At 70.9% G+C, this 22,406-nt stretch carries 20 protein-coding genes and 1 pseudogene; 14 read left to right on the top strand and 7 right to left on the bottom strand.

Annotated features, from left to right (window positions below):
- Positions 1–47 precede the first annotated feature (47 nt).
- From whiA to ABZS42_RS12375, 6 genes are all read left to right on the top strand, one after another.
- Positions 48–1,028, top strand: coding sequence for a DNA-binding protein WhiA (whiA, locus tag ABZS42_RS12400; protein ID WP_043967505.1), 981 nt, complete (start codon positions 48–50; stop codon positions 1,026–1,028).
- 324 nt (positions 1,029–1,352) lie between these two features.
- Positions 1,353–2,357, top strand: a complete 1,005-nt coding sequence (gene gap, locus ABZS42_RS12395) for a type I glyceraldehyde-3-phosphate dehydrogenase (RefSeq protein WP_355144482.1) — start codon at positions 1,353–1,355, stop codon at positions 2,355–2,357.
- A 52-nt stretch (positions 2,358–2,409) separates the two neighbouring features.
- On the top strand, positions 2,410–3,609 hold the full coding sequence (locus tag ABZS42_RS12390) for a phosphoglycerate kinase (protein ID WP_355144480.1): 1,200 nt from the start codon (positions 2,410–2,412) through the stop codon (positions 3,607–3,609).
- Positions 3,609–4,400, top strand: coding sequence for a triose-phosphate isomerase (gene tpiA / locus ABZS42_RS12385; protein ID WP_355144478.1), 792 nt, complete (start codon positions 3,609–3,611; stop codon positions 4,398–4,400). The genes ABZS42_RS12390 and tpiA overlap by 1 nt, the downstream gene beginning before the upstream one ends.
- A 95-nt stretch (positions 4,401–4,495) precedes the next feature.
- Positions 4,496–4,756 (top strand): preprotein translocase subunit SecG, encoded by a 261-nt coding sequence (gene secG / locus ABZS42_RS12380; RefSeq protein WP_120683446.1) that lies wholly within the window; start codon positions 4,496–4,498, stop codon positions 4,754–4,756.
- 130 nt (positions 4,757–4,886) lie between these two features.
- Positions 4,887–5,228, top strand: a complete 342-nt coding sequence (locus tag ABZS42_RS12375) for an RNA polymerase-binding protein RbpA (RefSeq protein WP_355144475.1) — start codon at positions 4,887–4,889, stop codon at positions 5,226–5,228.
- Between the two features lie 98 nt (positions 5,229–5,326).
- Here ABZS42_RS12375 and pgl read toward each other — a convergent pair whose 3' ends face one another.
- From pgl to tkt, 6 genes are all read right to left on the bottom strand, one after another.
- On the bottom strand, positions 5,327–6,097 hold the full coding sequence (pgl, locus tag ABZS42_RS12370) for a 6-phosphogluconolactonase (RefSeq protein WP_355144473.1): 771 nt from the start codon (positions 6,095–6,097) through the stop codon (positions 5,327–5,329).
- Positions 6,098–6,169: 72 nt separating this feature from the next.
- Entirely contained in the window at positions 6,170–7,183 is a 1,014-nt protein-coding gene (locus tag ABZS42_RS12365) for a glucose-6-phosphate dehydrogenase assembly protein OpcA (protein WP_355144471.1), read from the bottom strand.
- An 88-nt stretch (positions 7,184–7,271) separates the two neighbouring features.
- The gene (gene zwf / locus ABZS42_RS12360; protein WP_355144516.1) at positions 7,272–8,822 is read right to left on the bottom strand and encodes a glucose-6-phosphate dehydrogenase; all 1,551 of its coding nucleotides are present in this window, start codon (positions 8,820–8,822) and stop codon (positions 7,272–7,274) included.
- Positions 8,823–8,824: 2 nt separating this feature from the next.
- On the bottom strand, positions 8,825–10,474 hold the full coding sequence (locus ABZS42_RS12355; RefSeq protein WP_355144469.1) for a glucose-6-phosphate isomerase: 1,650 nt from the start codon (positions 10,472–10,474) through the stop codon (positions 8,825–8,827).
- 55 nt (positions 10,475–10,529) lie between these two features.
- On the bottom strand, positions 10,530–11,708 hold the full coding sequence (gene tal / locus ABZS42_RS12350; RefSeq protein ID WP_355144467.1) for a transaldolase: 1,179 nt from the start codon (positions 11,706–11,708) through the stop codon (positions 10,530–10,532).
- A 17-nt stretch (positions 11,709–11,725) separates the two neighbouring features.
- A complete protein-coding gene (tkt, locus tag ABZS42_RS12345; protein ID WP_355144465.1) occupies positions 11,726–13,861 on the bottom strand; it encodes a transketolase in 2,136 nt (711 codons plus the stop codon).
- A 264-nt stretch (positions 13,862–14,125) separates the two neighbouring features.
- Here tkt and ABZS42_RS12340 point away from each other — a divergent pair, with 264 nt between their 5' ends.
- From ABZS42_RS12340 to ABZS42_RS12330, 3 genes are all read left to right on the top strand, one after another.
- Positions 14,126–15,085 (top strand): heme o synthase, encoded by a 960-nt coding sequence (locus tag ABZS42_RS12340; RefSeq protein ID WP_355144463.1) that lies wholly within the window; start codon positions 14,126–14,128, stop codon positions 15,083–15,085.
- Positions 15,086–15,389: 304 nt separating this feature from the next.
- Complete coding sequence (locus ABZS42_RS12335; RefSeq protein WP_076467644.1) at positions 15,390–15,719, top strand: hypothetical protein; 330 nt, start codon at positions 15,390–15,392, stop codon at positions 15,717–15,719.
- 7 nt (positions 15,720–15,726) lie between these two features.
- Positions 15,727–16,644, top strand: a complete 918-nt coding sequence (locus ABZS42_RS12330; protein ID WP_355144461.1) for a hypothetical protein — start codon at positions 15,727–15,729, stop codon at positions 16,642–16,644.
- Positions 16,645–16,777: 133 nt separating this feature from the next.
- Here the strand turns inward: ABZS42_RS12330 and ABZS42_RS12325 are convergent, their stop codons facing one another.
- Positions 16,778–17,725, bottom strand: coding sequence for a COX15/CtaA family protein (locus ABZS42_RS12325; protein ID WP_355144514.1), 948 nt, complete (start codon positions 17,723–17,725; stop codon positions 16,778–16,780).
- A gap of 152 nt (positions 17,726–17,877) precedes the next feature.
- On the opposite strand from ABZS42_RS12325, the pseudogene ABZS42_RS12320 reads away from it, so the two are divergent.
- The 5 genes and pseudogenes from ABZS42_RS12320 to sufC all read left to right on the top strand — a co-directional run bounded on the left by ABZS42_RS12320 (position 17,878) and on the right by sufC (position 22,403).
- A pseudogene (locus tag ABZS42_RS12320) lies at positions 17,878–18,646 on the top strand (HTH domain-containing protein).
- Complete coding sequence (gene sufB, locus ABZS42_RS12315) at positions 18,643–20,073, top strand: Fe-S cluster assembly protein SufB (RefSeq protein WP_355144459.1); 1,431 nt, start codon at positions 18,643–18,645, stop codon at positions 20,071–20,073. Before ABZS42_RS12320 ends, sufB begins: the two are co-directional and overlap by 4 nt.
- An 88-nt stretch (positions 20,074–20,161) precedes the next feature.
- A complete protein-coding gene (gene sufD, locus ABZS42_RS12310) occupies positions 20,162–21,304 on the top strand; it encodes a Fe-S cluster assembly protein SufD (protein ID WP_355144457.1) in 1,143 nt (380 codons plus the stop codon).
- Positions 21,304–21,630: a non-heme iron oxygenase ferredoxin subunit gene (locus ABZS42_RS12305; protein WP_355144455.1), complete on the top strand. Its 327-nt coding sequence runs from the start codon at positions 21,304–21,306 to the stop codon at positions 21,628–21,630. The genes sufD and ABZS42_RS12305 overlap by 1 nt, the downstream gene beginning before the upstream one ends.
- Entirely contained in the window at positions 21,630–22,403 is a 774-nt protein-coding gene (gene sufC, locus ABZS42_RS12300) for a Fe-S cluster assembly ATPase SufC (RefSeq protein ID WP_355144453.1), read from the top strand. Before ABZS42_RS12305 ends, sufC begins: the two co-directional genes overlap by 1 nt.
- Positions 22,404–22,406 lie beyond the last annotated feature (3 nt).

Genomic DNA, 22,406 nt, shown 5'->3' with positions numbered 1-22,406 from the left:
CGTAATCTCCGGCGACACGCCGGAACCGGTCCGTGAGGGGACGCACAATGGCGATGACGGCTGCGGTCAAGGACGAGCTGAGTCGGGTCGACGTGCCCAAGCCCTGCTGTCGGCGGGCAGAGATGGCGGCGCTGCTCCGCTTCGCCGGCGGGCTGCACATCGTCTCCGGTCGCGTGGTGGTGGAGGCGGAGCTGGACACCGGCGCGGTGGCCCGCCGGCTGCGGCGGGAGATCGCCGAGGTTTACGGCTACTCCAGCGAGATCCACGTGCTCGCCTCCGGCGGGCTGCGCAAGGGCAGCCACTTCATCGTCCGGGTGGTGAAGGACGGCGAGGCGCTGGCCCGGCAGACCGGCCTGCTCGACGTCCGAGGCCGTCCGGTGCGTGGCCTGCCACCGCACGTGGTCGCCGCGAACGTCTGCTGTGCCGTCTCCGCCTGGCGGGGCGCGTTCATGGCGCACGGTTCGCTGACCGAGCCGGGCCGCTCCAGTGCTCTGGAGATCACCTGCCCCGGTCCGGAGTCGGCGCTCGCCCTGGTCGGCGCCGCCCGCCGGATCGGCATCACGGCCAAGAACCGCGAGGTGCGCGGGGTGGACCGGGTGGTGGTCAAGGACGGCGACGCGATCGCCGCGTTGCTCACCCGGATCGGCGCGCACTCCAGCGTGCTGGCCTGGGAGGAGCGGCGGGTCCGCCGCGAGGTGCGGGCGACCGCCAACCGGCTCGCGAACTTCGACGACGCCAACCTGCGCCGGTCGGCGCGGGCCGCGGTGGCCGCCGCGGCCCGGGTGACCCGGGCGTTGGAGATCCTCGCCGACGACGCCCCGAACCACCTGACCTCGGCCGGTCGGCTGCGGCTGGAGCACCGCCAGGCCTCGCTGGAGGAGCTCGGCGCGCTCGCCGACCCGCCGCTGACGAAGGACGCCATCGCCGGGCGGATCCGCCGGCTGCTGGCGCTGGCCGACAAGCGGGCCCGCGACCTGGGCATCCCGGATACCGAAGCAGCCGTCACGCCCGACATGCTCGTGGTCTGATAGGACGGTGGCGGTCAGCGGAGACGGGCGGGCCGGCAGGCGCGCCCTGCCCTCCGCCGTGGTGTGCGACGGGTCCGGAACGCGAGCCGGTCACCACCCCGCGCAGCGCCCTGTCACGCGCTCGGATAGGGTCGCAGCGTACGGCAAGGGGGCCGGCACCGGTACTCCACGCCGCGCGTACCGCCTCGGGCGGTCAGGTCCTCACAGACCGCGGCGGGGTGGCCGAGATGAATTGTCAACGGCCGGCTCCAACGGTCGGCGCACATCACTCCGCCGGCGACACGTTCTGCGGTCGGCGGACCAGAACGCGAGGAGATGGAACCTGTGACCATCCGGGTTGGCATCAACGGCTTCGGTCGGATCGGCCGCAACTTCTTCCGGGCAGTGCTGGCGTCCGGCGCTGACGTCGAGGTCGTGGCGGTGAACGACCTGACCGACAACGCGACGCTTGCCCACCTTGTCAAGTACGACAGCATCCTGGGCCGCCTCCCGCAGGAGGTCAAGGCGACCGCCGACGAGATCACCGTGGGCGGCAAGACCATCAAGGCGTACGCAGAGAAGGACCCGGCGAAGCTGCCGTGGGGCGAGGTCGGCGCCGACGTGGTGATCGAGTCCACCGGTTTCTTCACCGACGCCACCAAGGCCAAGGCGCACATCGACGGCGGGGCCAAGAAGGTCATCATCTCCGCGCCGGCAAAGAACGAGGACGTCACGGTCGTCATGGGCGTCAACCACGACCAGTACGACCCGGCCAAGCACACGATCATCTCGAACGCCTCCTGCACCACCAACTGCCTCGCCCCGATGGCGAAGGTGCTGCACGACACGTTCGGCATCCAGCAGGGTCTGATGACGACCATCCACGCGTACACGCAGGACCAGAACCTGCAGGACGCGCCGCACAAGGACCTGCGCCGGGCCCGGGCCGCCGCCCTGAACATCGTGCCGACCTCCACCGGTGCCGCGAAGGCGATCGGTCTGGTGCTGCCGGACCTCAAGGGCAAGCTGGACGGTTACGCGCTGCGGGTGCCGATCCCCACCGGTTCGGTCACCGACCTGACCGTCACGGTCGGTCGCGAGACCACGGTCGACGAGGTCAACGCCGCGCTCAAGGCCGCCGCGGACGGCCCGCTCCAGGGCATCCTCGTGTACAACGAGGACCCGATCGTCTCCACCGACATCGTCACCGACCCGGCGTCCTGCATCTTCGACGCGCCGCTCACCAAGGTGATCGGCAACCAGGTCAAGGTCGTCGGCTGGTACGACAACGAGTGGGGCTACTCGAACCGCCTGGTGGACCTGGTCAAGCTGGTCGGTAGCTCGCTGTGAGTGCGCGGAGCGAGCTTGCGAGCCCCGCAGTCGCGAACGGAGGACTGGCTCTGTGAGCATCCGAACCCTCGACGACCTGCTCGCCGAGGGGGTCTCGGGTCGGCGCGTGCTGGTGCGCGCCGACCTGAACGTCCCGCTCGACAAGCAGACCGGTTCCATCACGGACGACGGCCGTATCCGCGCCGTCCTGCCGACCCTGAGCGCGCTGATCGGGGCCGGTGCGAAGGTGACCGTCTGCTCGCACCTGGGCCGTCCGAAGGGCGCGCCGGACCCGCAGTTCAGCCTGCGGTCGGTCGCCGGTCGGCTCGGCGAGCTGCTCGGCGCCCCGGTGCACTTCGCGACCGACACCGTCGGCGACTCGGCCCGTTCCACCGTCGACGCGCTCGGTGACGGTGAGGTCGCCCTGCTGGAGAACCTGCGCTTCAACGCCGGCGAGACCAGCAAGGACGAGGCCGAGCGGGCGTCCTTTGCCGACCAGCTCGCCGGGTTCGGTGAGGCGTACGTCGACGACGCGTTCGGCGCGGTGCACCGCAAGCACGCCAGCGTCTACGACGTGCCGGCGCGCCTCCCGCACTTCGCCGGCCGGCTGGTGCTGCGCGAGGTGGAGGTCCTCTCCACGCTCACCGGCGAGCCCGAGCGGCCGTACGTGGTGGTGCTCGGCGGCTCGAAGGTCTCCGACAAGCTGGCGGTGATCGAGGCCCTGCTGCCGAAGGTCGACCGGCTGCTCATCGGCGGCGGCATGTGCTTCACCTTCCTCAAGGCTCAGGGCCACGAGGTGGGCACCTCGCTGCTCGAGGAGGAGATGGTCGAGACCTGCCGCAACCTCATGGAGCGTGCGCCGGGCAAGATCCTGCTCCCGGTCGACGTGGTGGCCGCCGACGCGTTCTCGCCGGACGCCACGCACGACACGGTCCGCGCCGACGGCATCCCGAGCCACCGGCTGGGGCTGGACATCGGCCCGGAGACCGTGGCCGGCTTCGCCGCCGCCCTCAAGGGCGCACGGACGATCTTCTGGAACGGCCCGATGGGCGTGTTCGAGATGGCGCCGTTCGCCCACGGCACGCGGGGCGTGGCCGAGGCGATCGCCGGTTCCGGGGCGTTCACGGTCGTCGGCGGTGGCGACTCCGCCGCGGCGGTGCGGGCGCTCGGCCTGGACGAGTCCTCGTTCGGGCACATCTCCACCGGTGGTGGGGCATCCCTGGAGTACCTGGAGGGCAAGACCCTCCCCGGCATCGCTGCTCTGGAGAACTGATGGCGGGCTCCACTCGCCGGCCGCTGATGGCCGGCAACTGGAAGATGAACCTCAACCACTTCGAGGCGAACCTGCTCGTGCAGAAGCTGGCGGCGAGGCTCAACGAGAAGCAGCTCACCGACGTCGAGGTGGTGGTTCTGCCGCCGTTCACCGATCTGCGCACCGTGCAGACCGCGGTGGAGGGCGACAAGCTGATGATCGGCTACGGCGCGCAGGACCTGTCGCCGCACGACTCGGGCGCCTACACCGGCGACATCTCCGGATCGATGCTGGCCAAGCTCGGCTGCACGTACGTGGTGGTCGGGCACTCCGAGCGGCGGGTCCACCACCACGAGAGCGACGCCCTGTGCAACGCCAAGGTGAAGGCGGCGCTGTCCCACGGGCTGACCCCGATCCTCTGCGTGGGGGAGGGGCTGGACGTGCGTGAGCAGGGGCGGCACGTGGCGCACTGCGCCGCGCAGCTCGAGGGCGGCCTGAGCGGCATCAGCGCCGAGCAGGCGACCAAGGTCGTCGTGGCGTACGAGCCGGTCTGGGCGATCGGCACCGGCAAGACGGCGACGCCGGAGGACGCCCAGGAGGTGTGCGGAGCGGTCCGTGATCAGCTGGCCTTCATCTACGATCGGGAAACCGCGGACCAGGTCCGTATCCTCTACGGCGGCTCGGTCAAGGCGTCGAACGTCGCCGCGACCATGGCCCAGGGGGATGTGGACGGCGCGCTGGTGGGCGGCGCGAGCTTGGACGCCGAGGAATTCGCACAGATCTGCCGGTTCCCGGAACACATCGCTCGCTGATCGCTCGCTATCCTTGACTCCGCCCGTCCGCCGGTCGGTGCCGCCGTGCCCGACCTGTCCGGGCGAGGATCGCTACGAGAGGACTGACCCCAGCCATGCCGACCTGGTTCGCATACACGTTGATCGTGTTGCTGATCATCACTAGCGTCCTGCTCACCATGCTGATTCTGCTGCACCGAGGTAAGGGTGGTGGGCTCTCCAGCATGTTCGGCGGGGGTGTCAGCTCCAGCCTCGCCGGTTCCTCCGTGGCGGAGAAGAACCTCGACCGCTACACCGTTCTGGTGGGCATCGTCTGGTTCGCCTGCATCGTCGGGCTCGGCCTCTGGCTCCGTCTGCAGATGAGCAGCGGGGCCTGATCGGCCGGTTCGAGTCGTACAATCTGCGCGCGGTCCGTCACTCGACGGGCCGCGCGCAAACTTTTTGCTGCACCGCGTCGCCCGCCGTCCCCTCGCGGCGGTTCCCCTCCGACGACAGGAGCGAGCAACCGTGTCCCAGCACAACGTGATCCGGGGTTCCCGGATCGGGGCCGCACCGGAGCGCCTGCCCCAGCGCTACGAGCCGGCTCCGCGCCGAACGGTCACCTACTGGTGCCGCAACGGCCACTGGATGGAGATTCTGATCGCCGCCGACGCCGTCGCGCCGCCGCAGTGGGACTGCCGGCGGTGCGGGCACCCGGCCGGCCCGGACGCGCAGAACCCGCCCGGACGGGCGCGCGCCGAGCCCCACAAGACGCACCTGGCGTACGTGAAGGAGCGGCGCACCGACGAGGAGGGCGCGGCGATCCTCGCCGAGGCCCTCGCCGCCCTCCACCGCCGCCGCGGCCGATGACCGCCGCGCCCCTCTCTCGCCCAGAAAACATGGAAAGAGTGGCCATTCTCGGCGGAATGGCCACTCTTTCCACGAACGAGGCGGTGCGGGGCGGTGGGTCAGCGCAGGCTGCGTAGGCGCGCGGGCACGTCGGCCGCCGCGGGCCGGTCCAGCAGCCAGAGGGTACGGCTGACGCCGTGTACGCCGGCCGCGGGCAGCTGCACCGGCCCGGCGCCCGCCAGGGCCATGCCGACGGCCCGCGCCTTGTCGGCGCCACTGGCCACCAGCCAGACCTCCTCGGCGGTGTTGATCGTCGGGAGGGTGAGCGTGGTGCGCACCGGCGGTGGCTTCGGGCTGCCCCGCACCGCGCTGACCGGCCGGCTCTCGTAGTGCACCGGGTGTTCGGGGAAGACCGAGGCGATGTGCCCGTCCTCGCCGACGCCGAGCATCAGCACGTCGAAGTGAGGCAGCTCGGCGGTACCTGGCCGCGCCGCCGCGGCCAGCTCGGCGGCGTACCGGGCGGCGGCCTCCTCCGGATCTGACCCGGCCGGGCCGTCCGACGCCGGCATCGGGTGCACCCGGGCCGGGTCCAGCGGCACCGCGTCGAGCAGCGCCGCCCGGGCCTGGGTCTCGTTGCGCTCCGGGTCGCCCGCGGGCAGGAACCGCTCGTCACCCCACCAGACGTCGACCCGCGACCAGTCGACCGCGTCCCGCGCCGGCAGGGTCGCCACGGCCCGGTAGACGGCCGCCGCGATCCGGCCGCCGGTCAGCACCACGGATGCCTGACCCCGTTCGGCCTGCGCGTCGAGCAGCTTCACCACGAAGCGTGCCGCCACCGCCTGCGCCAGCAACCCGGCGTCGGCGTGGACGGCGACACTCGCCTCACTCATCTTGTGCCTTTTCCTGTTCGAGCCGACCGTCTGGCGGTCGGTACGTCGTTGCTCGGGCGGGTACGGCCACCGTCACCGCTGGCTGGTGCCGGTGTGCGCGGTGACTCCCGCCTCCGCCCGCTCGGCCGTGGCGGGGTCCTTCCACACGTGCACCCGCGTGGCTGGGCGCTGCTCCAGGCCGCTGACGCCCGAGATGGCGCCCAGTGCCTCCGCGTAGACCTGGTCGGCGTCGAGCCGGCGCAGCTCCTCGGCCAGCTCGTCGCCGAGCGGGCGGCGGACCAGCGGCAGCTGCCGGTCGTCCTGACCGGTACGCCGGAAGGTGGCGACGCTGTCCTCCCGGGTGAGCGTGAGCTCGTCACCGTTGGTGCACCTCAGCTGCACCTCCCGCATCCGGGGGAACTCGTCGGTGTGCTCCCAGCGCGGGCTGATGCCGAGCCGGCTGCTCAGCCAGCCACACATCAGCGCCGCGGTCGGGTCCTGCCGCGGCGCCACCAGCCGGGCCTCGCTGACCTGCGCCTCGGTGGTGTCGAAGGCGCCCGCGACCAGCGTGCGCCACGGGGTGATCCGGGTCCAGGCCAGGTCGGTGTCGCCCGGGGCGTAGTCGTGGGCCCGCTGGCGCAGCGCCGCGATCGGGTCCCTGGCCTGTGCCGTGTCGGTGATCCGGCGGTCGGCCACCACACCGAGGAAGTCGGTGGCGATCTCCTCCGGCGGCTCGCCGTGCCACCAGGTGACCACCGGCACGTCCGGCACGAGCAGCGGCATGACCACCGACTCGGCGTGCAGCGCCAGCCGGCCGTACGTCCGCATGACCACGGCCTCGCAGGGGCCGAGCCGGCCGCCCACGACGATCTCCGCGTCCAGCCGGTTGCGGTCGCGCTCGATCTCGGAGCGGACCACCACCAGCAGGCGGCAGGGGTGGGCGGCGGCGGCGATGGTGGCCGCCGCCTCCGCCTCGCGTACCCGCTTCTCGTCCACTACGACGATCAGCGTGAGCGCCATCCCACTGGCCACACCGCCCGCGCTGCGCCGTTCTGCGGCGAGCGCCTTGACCACCTCGTTGCCGGTGGTGTCCCACAGGCCGATCACTGGAGCCTCCCGCTTCGCGTGCTCGTGCCGCTCCGCAGCGGCGCGAGCACGTCTCCGCTGTGCCGAATCGTTCGTCCGCTCACGCCGTTCACGCCCGCCGCCAGGCGCGGCCCTCGCCGGCCAGCATCTCGTCGGCGGCCCGGGGACCCCACTCACCGGCTCGGTACGGCTCCGGCTTGGTGCCCTGCCAGGCCCGCTCCAGCGGGTCGATGACCTGCCAGCTCTGCTCGACCTCGGCCGCGTCCGGGAAGAGCGTCCGGTCGCCGATGAGGACGTCCAGCACCAGCCGCTCGTACGCCTCCGGGCTGGACTCGGTGAACGCCTCGCCGTACTGGAAGTCCATCGCGATGTCGCGGACCTCCATGGCGGTGCCGGGCACCTTGGAACCGAACTTCAGCACCACGCCCTCGTCGGGCTGGACCCGGATGACGAGCTGGTTGTTGCCGAGCGACTCCACGTCGGTCGTGTTGAACGGCAGGTGCGGCGCCTTCTTGAACATGATGGCCACCTCGGTGACCCGCCGGGGCAGGCGCTTGCCGGCCCGGATGTAGAAGGGTACCTCCGCCCAGCGCCGGTTCTGGATGCCCAGCCGGACCGCCACGTACGTCTCGTTGATGGAGTCCTCGGGGACGCCCTCCTCGTCGAGGTAGCCGACGGCCCGCTCGCCGCCCACCCAGCCGGGCAGGTACTGGCCGCGGACGGTGCCCTGGGTGACGTCCTTCGGCAGGGTGATCGCCTTGAGCACCTTCAGCTTCTCGGTGCGGATCTCGTCCGGGTCGAAGCTCGTCGGCTCCTCCATCGCCACCAGCGCGAGCAGCTGGAGGAGGTGGTTCTGGAGCACGTCGCGGGCCGCGCCGGCCGAGTCGTAGAAGCCGGCGCGGGTGCCGATGCCGACGTCCTCGGCCATCGTGATCTGCACCGAGTCCACGTACTTGGAGTTCCACAGCGGCTCGAACAGGTTGTTGGCGAACCGCAGGGCGAGGATGTTCTGGACGGTCTCCTTGCCCAGATAGTGATCGATCCGGAAGACGTCCTTGCTGGTGAAGACGTCGTCCACCAGGTCGTTGAGCGCCTTCGCCGACGGCAGGTCGTGCCCGAACGGCTTCTCGACCACCACCCGGCGCCAGCCGCCCGACTTGGCGTTGTCCGCCATGCCGGTGCGGGCGAGCTGCTTGAGGACCACCGGGAAGGCGGCCGGGGGGATGCTGAAGTAGAAGGCCGCGTTGCCCGGGATGCCGTGGGTCTCCCGCAGTTCGTCGAGAGTGGCGGCGAGCTGGTCGAAGGCCTCGTCGTCGTCGAACGACCCGCCCACGAACTTGATGTTGCCGGCGATCCGCGCCCAGACCTCGTCCCGCCAGGGGGTCCGCGCGTGCTTGCGGGCCGCCTCGCAGGCGAGGGTCTCGAAGTCGCCGTCACCCCAGTCGCGGCGGGCGAATCCGAGCACCACGAAGCCCGGGGGCAGCAGCCCCCGGTTGGCGAGGTCGTAGACCGCCGGCAGCAGCTTCTTCCGGGCCAGGTCGCCGGTGACCCCGAAGATCACCAGCGCGCACGGCTCGGGAATCCGCGGCAGCCGGCGGTCCTGCGGGTCGCGCAGCGGGTTGACGCTGCTTCTCCGCTCCGACTGTTCCACGTCGTCCATCCTCACGCTCGCAGCCCACTGGCCGCATCGAGCAGCTGGGCCATGCCGGCGGACCGGTCGGTCAGGTGCAGCCGGAGCACCGGCCGGTTCCGCCCGGCGAGTGCCTGCCGGTCGCCGGCGGCCTGGGCCGCCTGCAGCTCACTGAAGGTGTACGGCTTGCCGGGCACCGGCAGGTCCTCGGTCACCGCGCCGGTCACCTGGAGGTAACTGCCGACCTGCGGGCCGCCCTTGTGGTACTGGCCGGTGGAGTGCAGGAAGCGGGGGCCCCAGCCGAACGTGACCGGTCGCCCGGCCGCCTCGGCCAGCAGCGGGCGCAGCCGGGCCGTGTCCGCGTCGGCGAACCGGTCGAGGTACGCCATCACCGAGAGGTACCCCTCGTCGCCGAGCCCGTCGAGCAGCCAGCGCAGCACGCCGGCCAGGTCGCCCGGGGCGCCGGCCGGGGCGTACACCTCGATCGCGCCCTCGGTGAACGACGGCGTCTCCGCCGGCAGACCCGAGGCCAGGATCTTGTTGGTGTTCTCCTTGGACTCGGTGACGTTCGGCTGGTTGAACGGGTCGATCCCGAGCACCACGCCGGCCACCGCGGTGGCGTACTCCCAGGCCAGGAACTGCGCGCCGAGCGGGCCGTTGATCGTCACGTCCGGGTCGCCCCCGCCGCCGGGCGCCTCGCCCGCGGCCAGCGCACCGCCGTAGCTCACGGAGAGCACGTCCGGGCCCTTGGCGCCGGCGCTCTGCGGCGACTCGACCACCACCGGAAGGATGCCGACTCCGGCCTTGCCGGTGGACTCGGCGATCAGCTGCTCGGCCCAGTCGCCGAGCCCGTCGATGCCGGTGCCGTCGGAGACCAGGGCGACCTTGTCCCGGCCGTCGGTGGCGGCCGCGCCGAGCGCGGCGCCCAGCGCCAGGGCCGGGTTGTCCTTGTCGCCGGCGAGGGTGGCGGCCAACGCGTCGGCCTGGTCGAGCAGCTCGGACACCTCCACGCCGGCCAGCGCCGACGGGACCAGCCCGAACGCGGTGAGCGCCGAGTAGCGGCCACCCACGTTCGGGTCGGCGAGCACGGTGAACGCGCCCATCGCGGCGGCGGTCTCCTCGAGCGGCGAACCGGGGTCGGTGACGATGACGAAGTGCCGTCCGGCCTCCGCCTCGGTCATCCCGGCGTCCAGGAACGCCTGCAGGTAGGCCCGGCGGTGGCTGTCGGTCTCCACGGTCGAGCCGGACTTGCTGGCCACCACGACGACGGTGCGCTCGAGCCGGTCACCGAGGGCCGCGCGTACCTGGCCCGGGTCGGTGGTGTCCAGCACGGTCAGCGGCCGGCCGAGCGTACGGGTGATCACCTCGGGGGCCAGTGACGAGCCGCCCATGCCGGCGAGCACCACGTGGTCGAGGTCGGCCAGCTCCGCCTTCAGCTCGGCGAGCTGGGGGAGCAGCTCCCGGCTGCGCCGGTGGGTGTCCACCCAGCCGAGGCGGATCTTCGCCTCGGCCTCGGCGTCCGAGCCCCACAGGGTCGGGTCCTTTGCGGCCAGCTTGGCCGGGACACCGGCGTTGACCAGCGCGTTGCGGGCGGAGGCCGGGGCGGCCTTGTCGACCGCCTCCGCCCCGTGCACGGTCAGTCCCGCGGCCGACTCGGCCGGGGTCGCGAACAGGTCGCTCATGCCGCCTCCCCGCTGCGCTCGATGGCGGCCCGAGGGTTCCGCACGCTGAGCTCGCTCACGCGTTGCCTCCCGCCTGCGCGGCGGCCTTGGCGTTGCCCTGCGCGACCCGGCCCGGCGTGCCCACACCCTGCGCCGCCGACTCCAGCGACTTGCGTACGCCGTCGAGCAGCTCCAGCCAGCTCGCCTCGAACTTCTCCACGCCCTCGCGCTCCAGCACCGCGATCACGTCGGTCAGGTCCACGCCGGCCGCCTCCAGGTCGGAGAAGGCCTTGCGGGCCGCGTCGTACGCGCCGGTGATGGTGTCGGCCTGGGTCTCGCCGTGGTCGGCGTACGCCTTGATGACCGACTCCGGCATCGTGTTGACCGTGCCGGGCGCGATCAGCTGCTCGACGTAGATGACGTCCCGGAAGTCGGGGTTCTTGGTCGAGGTGGAGGCCCACAGCGGCCGCTGCGGGTGCGCCCCGGCGTCGGCGAGCGCCTGCCACCGCTTCGAGGAGAAGACCTTGCTGTAGCGCTCGTACGCCAGCTGGGCGTTGGCGATGGCCGCCTTGCCGCGCAGCGCCTTCGCCGTGTCCGAGCCGATCTTCTCCAGCCGCTTGTCCACCTCGGTGTCGACCCGGGAGACGAAGAACGAGGCGACCGACCCGATCTTGGAGAGGTCGTGTCCGTTCGCCTTCGCCTGCTCGAGGCCGGCGAGGAACGCCTCCATGACCTGCGAGTAGCGGTCCAGGCCGAAGATCAGCGTGACGTTGACGCTGATCCCCTCCGCAAGCGTCGCGGTGATCGCCGGCAGGCCGGCCTCGGTGGCCGGGATCTTGATGAACAGGTTCGGCCGGTCGATCAGCCACCAGAGGGCCTTCGCCTCGGCGACCGTCTTCTCGCTGTCGTGCGCCAGCCGCGGGTCGACCTCGATGGAGACCCGGCCGTCGACGCCGCCGCTCTTGTCGTACGAGGGGCGCATCACGTCGCAGGCCCACCGTACGTCGTACGTGGTGAGCATCCGGACGGCCTCTTCGACCTCCACACCCCGTACCGCGAGGTCGCGCAGCTGCCAGTTGTACTCGTCGGCGTCACTCAACGCCTTCGCGAAGATCGTCGGGTTCGTGGTCACCCCGGCCACGTGCTTCTCCCGGCGCAGCTGCTCCAGCCCGCCGGAGGCAAGCCGCGTCCGGGAGAGATCGTCGAGCCAGATCGCCACGCCGGCGGAGCTGAGTTCGCCCAGTCTGTCCGTCATTTCGTCCACGCTCCCCTTCAGTTGCCGGTCGTGTAACCGGTGATGTCGCCCACCCGAGTCAGCGCCGCCCGCGCGGCGGCCACGATCCGGTCGGGAGTGAACCCGAACTGCTCGAAGAGCACCGTGTGCGGCGCGCTGGCGCCGTAGTGCTCCAGGCTCACGCTCTCGCCGCAGTCGCCGACGATGTGCCGCCAGGACATCGCGATGCCCGCCTCCACGCTCACCCGTGCCTTTACCCCGCGCGGCAGGACCGACTCCCGGTAGGCCTCGTCCTGCTCGTCGAACCACTCCTGGCAGGGCATCGAGACGACGCGGGTAGGCGTCCCGTCGGCCTCCAGCCGCTCCCGGGCGGTGAGGCAGAGCTGCACCTCGGAGCCGGTGCCGACGATGATCACCTGCGGCTTGGCGTTGGACGCCTCGGCCAGCACGTACCCCCCGCGGGCCACGCCCTCGGCGCCGCCCAGCTTGCTGCGGTCCAGCGTCGGCAGCGCCTGCCGGCTCAGCGCGAGCGCGGTCGGCCGGTCGGTGTGCTCCAGGGCCATCCGCCACGCCCACGCGGTCTCGTTGGCGTCCGCGGGACGGACGACGTCCAGGCCGGGGATGGCGCGCAGCGCGGACAGGTGCTCCACCGGCTGGTGGGTCGGGCCGTCCTCGCCGAGGCCGATCGAGTCGTGCGTCCAGACGTAGATCACCGGCAGCTTCATCAGGGCGGCGAGCCGCACCGAGGGCCGCATGTAGTCGCTGAACACCAGGAACGTGCCGCCGTAGGGCCGGGTGCCGCCGTGCAGGGCGATGCCGTTGAGGATCGCGCCCATGGCGTGCTCACGGATGCCGAAGTGCAGCGTGCGACCGTACTCGTGGCCGGGGAACGCCTTGGTGGCGTGCGAGGCCGGGATGAACGACGGCTCGCCCTTCATGGAGGTGTTGTTGCTCTCGGCCAGGTCGGCCGAGCCGCCCCAGAGCTCGGGCAGGATCGGGGCGAGCGCGTCGAGCACCTTGGACGAGGCGGCCCGGGTGGCGATGCCCTTGGCGTCGGCCGGGAACTCCGGCAGCACGTCCGCCCAGCCCGCCGGCAGGACCCGTCCGGCCAGCCGGTCGTAGAGCGCCTTGCGCTCCGGGTTGGCCTTCGTCCAGCTTCCGAACGTGGTGTCCCACTGCTGCTGCGCCTGCTCGCCGCGGGTGAGCACCTGGCGGGCGTGCGCGAGCACCTGCTCGTCGACGGCGAAGGTCTGCGCCGGGTCGAACCCGAGGATCTTCTTGGTGGCGGCCACCTCGTCGGCGCCGAGCGCCGAGCCGTGGATCTTGCCGGTGTTCTGCTTGTTCGGCGCGGGCCAGCCGATGATGGTGCGCAGCGCGATGATCGAGGGACGGCCGGTCTCCGCCTTGGCGGCCAGCAGCGCCCGGTAGAGCGCCTCGACGTCCTCGTGGTAGTCGCCCTGGTCGGCGTCGCCGCGGCGCCAGTCGACGGTCTGCACGTGCCAGCCGTACGCCTCGTAGCGGGCCGCCACATCCTCGCTCTTGGCGATCCGGGTGTCGTCCTCGATGGAGATCTCGTTGTCGTCGTAGATGACGACGAGGTTGCCCAGCTGCTGGTGGCCGGCGAGGGCGCTGACCTCGTGGCTGATGCCCTCCTCGATGTCACCGTCGGAGGCGATGCACCAGATGTGGTGGTCGAAGGCGGAGGCGCCCGCCTCGGTCTCGGGGTCGAACAGGCCACGCTCGCGGCGGGCGGCCATCGCCATGCCGACCGCGTTGCCCAGGCCCTGGCCGAGCGGACCGGTGGTGGTCTCCACACCGGGGGTGTGCCCGTGCTCCGGGTGACCCGGGGTGAGCGAGCCCCACTGGCGCAACGACTTCAGGTCCTCCAGGTTGAGCGGGTAGCCCGAGAGGAAGAGCTGGATGTAGAGCGTCAGGCTCGAGTGGCCCGGGGAGAGCACGAACCGGTCCCGGCCGGGCCAGGCGGGGTTGGCGGGGTTGTGCCGCATCACGCGGTTGAAGAGAAGGTGCGCCGCGGGCGCGAGGCTCATCGCGGTGCCGGGGTGGCCGTTTCCGGATTTCTCCACGGCGTCCATGGCGAGCACGCGTACAGTGTCGACGGCCCGGCGGTCGAGGTCAGACCAGTTGAGTTCGGTCTCGGATTGGTTGGCAGCCACGTTGGTTGTGCTCCTCGGCAGATGGGCGGAACCCTCATTGGTGACCCTATCGAGTCGTCCTAAACGTCCGCCCGGGGATCACTGCATGGTCCTTGGTACTCCTTCCGGAGGATTCGGCGGTAGGTCGGAACGTGTGACGGCCCGCACCGTTGCCGGGTCGGCCGGGCAGCCAAAACGACAGCGCGTAGTGTGTGGGCGGTGTGGGGCCCGATCTGGGCCCGGCCGATCCGAATCTCCCGCGCCGACGCCGGAAGGTGGCAATCCGTGAGCATGATCACCGAGCGCCCCGTCAGCAACTCCGCCGGGCAGCCGCCCGTGCGGACGGCGGCGGAGGGCTCGGTCGCGCCCCGGCGGGACGTCCGGGCGATCGTTCGGGCGTACGTGACGCTGACCAAGCCCCGGATCGTGGAACTGCTTCTGGTGACCACGGTGCCGGCGATGATGCTCGCCGCGGATGGCCTGCCGTCGCTCTGGCTCGTCGCCGTGGTGCTGGTCGGTGGCTCGCTCGCGGCCGGCGCGGCCAGCGTGATCAACTGCTACATCGACCGGGACATCGACCAGTTGATGCGGCGGACGAAGCGCCGCCCGCTACCCGCGCACACCGTATCGCCGCGTAGCGCCCTCATCTTCGGCCTCACGCTCGCGGTGATCTCGGTGGCGCTGATGGCCGTGTTCACCAACCTGCTGGCCGCGGGGCTCACCCTGGCCGCGATCGTCTACTACGACCTGGTCTACACGCTCTGGCTGAAGCGCACGACGACGGCGAACACCTTCTGGGGTGGCGCCTGCGGCGCGGCCCCGGTGCTGATCGGCTGGGCCGCGGTCACCGGCTCGCTCTCGCCGGCCGCGTGGGGTCTGTTCGCGGTGGTCTTCTTCTGGCAGATGCCGCACTTCTACCCGCTGGCGATGAAGTACAAGGACGACTACGCCCGCGCGGGGATCCCGATGCTGCCGGTGGTGGCCTCCACCCGCCGGGTCAACGCCGAGATCCTGATCTTCACCTGGCTGACCGTGCTGACGTCGTTGGCGGTCTGGCCGCTGGGCATGAGCTTCGTGTACGGCGTACCGACGCTGGTGGTCGGCGGCGTGCTCGTGGTCGAGGCGCACAAGCTCGCCCGTCGGACGGCGCGCGGCCAGGCGGTCAAGCCGATGCGGCTGTTCCACTGGTCGACGACCTACCTGACCATCGTCTTCGCCGCGGTCGCGCTGGACGCGCTGCTCTGACGGCCGGCGAGTCCGGCGGCCGGCGAGGCCAGCCGCACTGTGAACCGTGGGGAAGTCCCCACAAAATCATCATCTTGGATTAGTTGTCCAGGTTTAGCGGCACATCGTGCCCTCTGTCAGTATGAGTCGGATCGACTCAACTTGCGCCGGATAGTGTGCGGTTTGTCGAAGAGCTATGCAGCGAAAAGTGTTGAAAAATCTGGGCAAAACTCCTGTGGTCTTCCTTAAACGTCCAGGTAACAGGCATCACAAAAGGTTCACTGTTCTCGTCCGTCTCAGTGGCAACCTGCATAGGCTTCGCGTCATGGCAGATGGTTCCGATACGACGCTGACGGCTGAGCACAGCGATCAGGCCCCGAACGGCCTGGTCGCCGGGATCAAGTCGTTCGCCGCCGGACACGGCGGTGCGAAGGCCGTCATCGAGTACGTCGGCAAGCGCGGTGCACGCATCGTCCTCGTCGGTGAGGACGGCGAGTGGGGCGACCAGATGGCGACCGACACGGTCACCGCGCGCGAGGCGTGCGCCAAGGCGGGAGTCACCGTCGAGAACGCCTGGGAGCGGGAACTGATGGACCAGATGCGGCCGAGTAACGACCTCTGGCGGTCGATGGCCCGGCGCACGATGGCCCGTTGAGGACGAGTTGAACAACCACCAGCCGGCCCGGGGGAAACCCCGGGTCGCTCTCATAACCTGCGGCGAACTCGCCGACCTGGACCCGGACGACCGGCTCGTGCTCGCACCGTTGGCCGCCCGGGGCGTCGACGCCGAACCCGTCGTCTGGGACGACCCGGCCGCCGACTGGGCGGCGTACGACCTCGCGGTGCTCCGCTCGCCCTGGGACTACATGCCCCGCCGGGACGAGTTCGTGGCCTGGGCACAGCGCGTGCCGCGGCTGGCGAACCCCGCCGACGTGGTGCGCTGGAACACCGACAAGCGCTACCTCGACGAACTGCGGGCGGCGGGTGTCCCGACGGTCCCGACGGCGTGGGTCGGTCCGGGCGAGTCCTGGACGCCGCCCGCCGACTCGGGCGAGTACGTGATCAAGCCCGCGGTCAGCGCGGGCAGCCAGGACACCGGCCGGTACGACCTGGCTGACCCGGAGCACCGCGAGCTCGCGGTGGCGCACGTGCGGCGGCTGTCGGCCGCCGGACGGGTGACGATGGTGCAGCCGTACCTCGCCGCGGTCGACACCGCCGGCGAGACCGCGCTGCTCTTCCTGGCCGGCGAGCGGGGGCTCGAGTTCAGCCACGCCATCCGCAAGGGGCCGATGCTGACCGGGCCCGACTTCGGGGTGGACGGGCTCTACCGGCCGGAGGAGATCACCGCTCGTACGGCCGCCCTGGAGCAGCTCGCGGTGGCCAGGAAGACCCTCGCGTCGGTGCCCGGCGGAACGGACCGGCTGCTCTACGCCCGGGTCGACCTGATCCCCGGCCCGGACGGCCGGCCGGTCCTGGTCGAGCTGGAACTCACCGAACCCTCGCTCTTCCTCGGGCACAGCGACGGCGCCGCCGACCGGCTCGCCGACGCGATCCTCACTCGGTTGGTAAGCGAAACCTGATCCCCTCGTCCACCATTTCGGCGATCATGCAGTGGTGGCATGGCACAAGAGGCGCGAACGCGGGCATACCGTCCGAGGGTGCCTCCACGTCGGCCCTGTCGCCGGGCCGGGCCGACGGCCGCGCCGTGGCGGGTCAGACGGCGACGGTGACGGGTTCGGCGGCCGGGGTGGGCGCCGGGGCCGCGGGCACGGATCGACGTTCCCGGGTCGACCACTGCACGTGCAGCGCGGCCAGCAGGACCAGGCACGAGCCGAACATGTGCGCGCCGACCAGGACTCCGGGCAGGTGGGTGAAGTACTGCACGAAGCCGATCAGGCCCTGACCGAGTTCGACAGCGACCAGCAGCAGCGCGGCCCGTCCGGCCCGTGCCGCGCCCACCGCGCGGAACGCGAAGACCAGCGCCACCGAGAGTCCGAGCAGCAGGAACACGCTGTCGGCGTGCACCTGCGAGATCGACTCCGGGTCCAGTCCGTTGCGCGCCGCGCCCTGATCACCCGCGTGCGGTCCGCTGCCGGTCGCCCAGGTGCCGATCACCAGCACCGCGACGGCGACCACCGTGGTGAGCCGGGCCAGCGCCCGCAGCGGTGCGGGCACCACGGCCACCACCGGCCCGTCCGGGTCCGCGGTGCGGCGCCAGAGGGCGTACGCGGCGGCGATCACCGCCATCGAGGCGAGGAAGTGCAGGCCGACCACCCACGGGTTGAGGTCGGTCAGCACGGTGATCCCGCCGACCACCGCCTGTGCCGGGATGCCGAAGAAGACCGCGACGGAGAGCGGCAGGACTCCGCGCCGGCGTGGCCGGTGCGCCAGCGCCGCCAGCACGGTGGCGAACGCGATGACGCCTACCGCGAACGTGAGCGTCCGGTTGCCGAACTCGATCACCCCGTGCACGCCCATCTCGTTGGTGGGGACGTACGAGCCGTCGGTGCATCGCGGCCAGGTCGGGCAGCCGAGCCCGGAGGCGGTCAACCGCACCGCCCCGCCGGTGACCACGATGCCGACGTTCGCGATGATCGAGGCGAGCGCGAGCCGGCGCAGCAGTGCCGCCGGGACCGGAAACCGATCGAGCAGGCGGTGCAGCGCGGCGGGGACCGGGAACCGGACGTATCGCTTCACGGCGCAAATCCTACGCAACGTAGTGATCGATCTTCCTTCGAGTCCGGTGACACGGTGGTTGGAATCACCGGGACATCGGTTTGCGGGCCTCGGACGAAATACGTAACGTGGACGTTGTGAAAAAGGCGGCGGGAATCTCCCGGCACCGATCGGCGACCGATCCGGTCGCCGGTCAGCGCGCGTCCGCCACCGTCGGGGCCGACCTGTCCACCCGTGACCGGGTGACCCAGCTGCTGCTGGAGCAGGGCGCGACCACCGCGGCGCAGCTCGGTTCGGCGCTCGGGCTCAGCCCGGCCGCGATCCGCCGGCACCTCGACGCGATGCTCGCGGACGGTGACGTCATCGCCCGCGACCAGACGATCCACGGCCACCGGGGCAGGGGGCGCCCGGCGAAGGTCTTCGTGCTGACCGAGGCCGCCCGGGTCCGCTGCGGCACCCACCACTACGACAACATGGCCACCGCCGCGCTGCGCTGGATCGCCCGCAGCGGCGGTTCGGAAGCGGTCGAGACGTTCGCCGCCGAGCAGGTCTCCGCCCTGGAGGCCCGCTGCCGGGCGGCCATGGAGGACGCCGGCGACGATCCGCTCGCCCGGGCGGAGGCACTCGCCGGCGCATTGACCGCCGAGGGTTACGCTGCGAGCGCATCCACGATCGCCTCCGGCGGCCAGCTCTGCCAGCACCACTGCCCGGTGGCACACGTGGCCGCCGAGTTTCCCCAGCTGTGCGAGGCCGAGACCGAGGTGATCTCCCGCCTGGTCGGCACCCACGTGCAGCGCCTGGCCACCATCGCGCACGGCGACGGGGTGTGCACCACGCACATCCCCGCCCAGCCGGGGCGTGTCCAGTCCGGAAAGACCCGTCACCACTGTGAGGACAGATAGATGACCGAGCAGATCGTCCAGCCACTCACCCAGGAGGAGCAGCTCGCCGCCCTGGGCCGCTACGAGTACGGCTGGGCCGACCCGGACGTCGCCGGGGCCGCCGCCCAGCGGGGCCTCAACGAGGCGGTGGTGCGGGACATCTCGGCCAAGAAGAACGAGCCGGCCTGGATGCTCGACCTGCGCCTGAAGGGCCTGCGGCTGTTCGAGCGCAAGCCGATGCCGTCCTGGGGCGCCGATCTCACCGGGATCGACTTCGACAACATCAAGTACTTCGTCCGGTCGACGGAGAAGCAGGCCACCAGCTGGGAGGACCTGCCCGAGGACATCAAGAACACCTACGACCGGCTGGGCATCCCCGAGGCGGAGAAGCAGCGGCTGGTCGCCGGTGTCGCGGCACAGTACGAGTCCGAGGTCGTCTACCACAAGATCCGTGAGGACCTCGAGGAGCAGGGCGTCATCTTCCTCGACACCGACACGGCGCTGCGGGAGCACGAAGACCTGTTCAAGGAGTACTTCGGCACCGTCATCCCGGTGGGCGACAACAAGTTCGCCGCGTTGAACACCTCCGTCTGGTCCGGTGGCTCGTTCATCTACGTGCCGAAGGGCGTGCACGTGGAGATCCCGCTGCAGGCCTACTTCCGGATCAACACGGAGAACATGGGCCAGTTCGAGCGGACGCTGATCATCGTCGACGAGGGCGCGTACGTGCACTACGTCGAGGGCTGCACCGCGCCGCTCTACTCCTCGGACTCGCTGCACAGCGCCGTGGTCGAGATCATCGTCAAGAAGAACGCCCGGTGCCGCTACACGACCATCCAGAACTGGTCGAACAACGTCTACAACCTGGTCACCAAGCGCGCCACCTGCCAGGAGGGCGCGACCATGGAGTGGGTCGACGGCAACATCGGCTCCAAGGTCACCATGAAGTACCCGGCGGTCTACATGCTCGGTGAGCACGCCAAGGGCGAGGTGCTCTCGGTGGCCATGGCCGGCGAGGGGCAGCACCAGGACGCCGGCGCCAAGATGGTGCACGCCGCACCCCACACCAGCAGCACGATCGTCTCCAAGTCGATCGCTCGCGGTGGTGGCCGCACCTCCTACCGCGGCCTGGTCCAGGTGATGGAGGGCTCGCACCACAGCAAGAGCACGGTCAAGTGCGACGCGCTGCTGGTCGACACCATCTCCCGCTCGGACACCTACCCGTACGTCGACATCCGTGAGGACGACGTGGCGATGGGGCACGAGGCGACCGTCTCCAAGGTCAGCGAGGACCAGCTCTTCTACCTGATGAGCCGGGGAATGTCCGAGGACGAGGCGATGGCGATGATCGTGCGCGGCTTCATCGAGCCGATCGCCAAGGAGCTCCCGATGGAGTACGCCCTGGAGCTCAACCGCCTGATCGAGCTCCAGATGGAGGGCGCGGTCGGCTGACGCCGCCGCTCCCGAGCGGCGGGCCGGGATCCGGCCCGCCGCGCCAGCCCATAGACCGTCGTCACGGAACAGACAGACCAAGGAAGAGATGACTACCCAGGCTTCCGCGCCACCGACCACCAAGTCGCAGGCGCTGCGCTCGTACGACGTTGCCGACTTCCCCGCCCTGACGGGTCTGGAGGAGGAGTGGCGGTTCACTCCGCTCAAGCGCCTGCGCGGCTTGGTGGGCCCGGCGCAGGCCGCCACCGGAACGGTCCGGCACGAGCACGGCGACCTGCCCGCGGGCGTGACGCTCGGCCGCATCGCGAAGGACGACCCGCGGGTGGGCAGCGTGCTCACCCCGTTCGACCGGGTCAGCGCGCTGGCGTACAGCGGTGCCGGTGAGGCGCTGCTGATCCAGGTCGCGCGGGAGGCTGTGGTCGCGGCGCCGGTCACCGTGCGGGTGGTCGGCGACGGTGCGGACGGCCTGGCCTTCGGGCACACCTTCGTCGAGGTGGGCCGGTTCGCCGAGGTGACCCTGGTGCTGGAGCACGTCGGTTCGGCCACGCTGGCCGACAACGTCGAGGTGTCCGTGGCCGACGGGGCGAAGCTGACCCTCGTCACGGTCGCCGACTGGGCCGATGACGCGGTGCAGGCGCAGCACCTCAAGGTGAAGCTCGGCCGCGACGCGAAGGTGGTGCACGTCCAGGTCTCGCTCGGCGGTGACCTGGTCCGGCAGTTCACCTCGGTGGAGTACACCGGCCGGGGCGGCGAGGCCGAGCTGTACGGCGTCTACTTCGCCGACTCGGGCCAGCACCTGGAGCACCGGCAGCTGGTCGATCACAACACCCCGGACTGCCGTAGCTACGTCGGCTACCGGGGCGCCCTGCAGGGGGAGAGCGCGCACACCGTCTGGGTGGGCGACGTGCTGATCCAGGCCGAGGCGACCGGCACCGACACGTACGAGATCAACCGGAACCTGCTGCTCAGTGACGGCGCGCGGGCGGACTCCGTACCGAACCTGGAGATCGAGACCGGCGAGATCGCCGGTGCCGGCCACGCGAGCGCGACCGGCCGCTTCGACGACGAGCAGCTGTTCTACCTCATGGCCCGGGGTATCCCGGAGGGCGAGGCCCGCCGGCTGGTGGTGCGTGGCTTCTTCGCCGAGCTGATCAACAAGATTCCGGTCGAGGAGCTGCGTGAGCGGCTCGGTGCGGCGATCGAGGAGCGGCTCGCCAAGGCGGGCGCCTGATGATCCGGATCTGCTCCACCGAGGACGTGCCCAAGGGCGCCGTGATCAGCGCGGACGTCGACGGCACCCAGATCGCGCTGGTACACGGCGAGGACGACAACTTCTACGCCGTCTACGACGAGTGCTCGCATGCCTCGGTGGCTCTCTCCGAGGGCGAGGTCGAGGGCTGCACGCTGGAGTGCTGGCTGCACGGCTCCCGCTTCGACCTGCGTACCGGCGAGCCCACCGGGCTGCCCGCCACCGAACCCGTCCCCGTCTATCCCGTCGAAGTCCGCGACGGCGACATCTACGTCAGCCTGACGCCGAGCAATGGAGTGACCCGATAATGAGCACCCTGGAGATCCGCGACCTGAAGGTGTCGGTCAAGCTGCCCGAGGGTGAGCTCAAGCCGATCCTGGCCGGTGTCGACCTGACCGTCCGCTCCGGTGAGACCCACGCCATCATGGGCCCCAACGGCTCCGGCAAGTCCACTCTCGCGTACTCGATCGCCGGCCACCCGAAGTACGAGATCACCGGCGGTTCGGTGACCCTCGACGGCGAGGACGTGCTGGCCATGTCCGTCGACGAGCGGGCCCGCGCCGGTCTATTCCTCGCCATGCAGTACCCGGTCGAGGTGCCCGGTGTGTCGGTGGCCAACTTCCTGCGTACCGCCAAGACCGCCATCGACGGCGAGGCGCCGAAGCTGCGCACCTGGGCCGGCGAGCTGCGCGGGGCGATGGAGCGGCTGCAGATGGACCCGGCGTTCGCCCAGCGCAACGTCAACGAGGGCTTCTCCGGCGGTGAGAAGAAGCGGCACGAGATCGTGCAGTTGGAGCTGCTCAAGCCGAAGATGGCGATCCTCGACGAGACCGACTCCGGCCTCGACGTGGACGCGCTGCGTGTGGTCAGCGAGGGCGTCAACCGGGTCCGCGACACCGGTGACACCGGTCTGCTGCTGATCACCCACTACACCCGGATCCTGCGCTACATCAAGCCGGACTTCGTGCATGTGTTCGTGGCCGGCCGCATCGTCGAGCAGGGTGGCCCGGAGCTGGCCGACAAGCTCGAGGACGAGGGCTACGAGCGGTACATCGCCGGGGCCGGTTCGGCCCGGGCCTGAGCG

The sequence above is a fragment of the Micromonospora sp. NPDC005367 genome, from assembly GCF_040606825.1.
GTDB lineage: Bacteria > Actinomycetota > Actinomycetes > Mycobacteriales > Micromonosporaceae > Micromonospora.
This window is presented reverse-complemented; position numbering and strand designations above follow the sequence as displayed.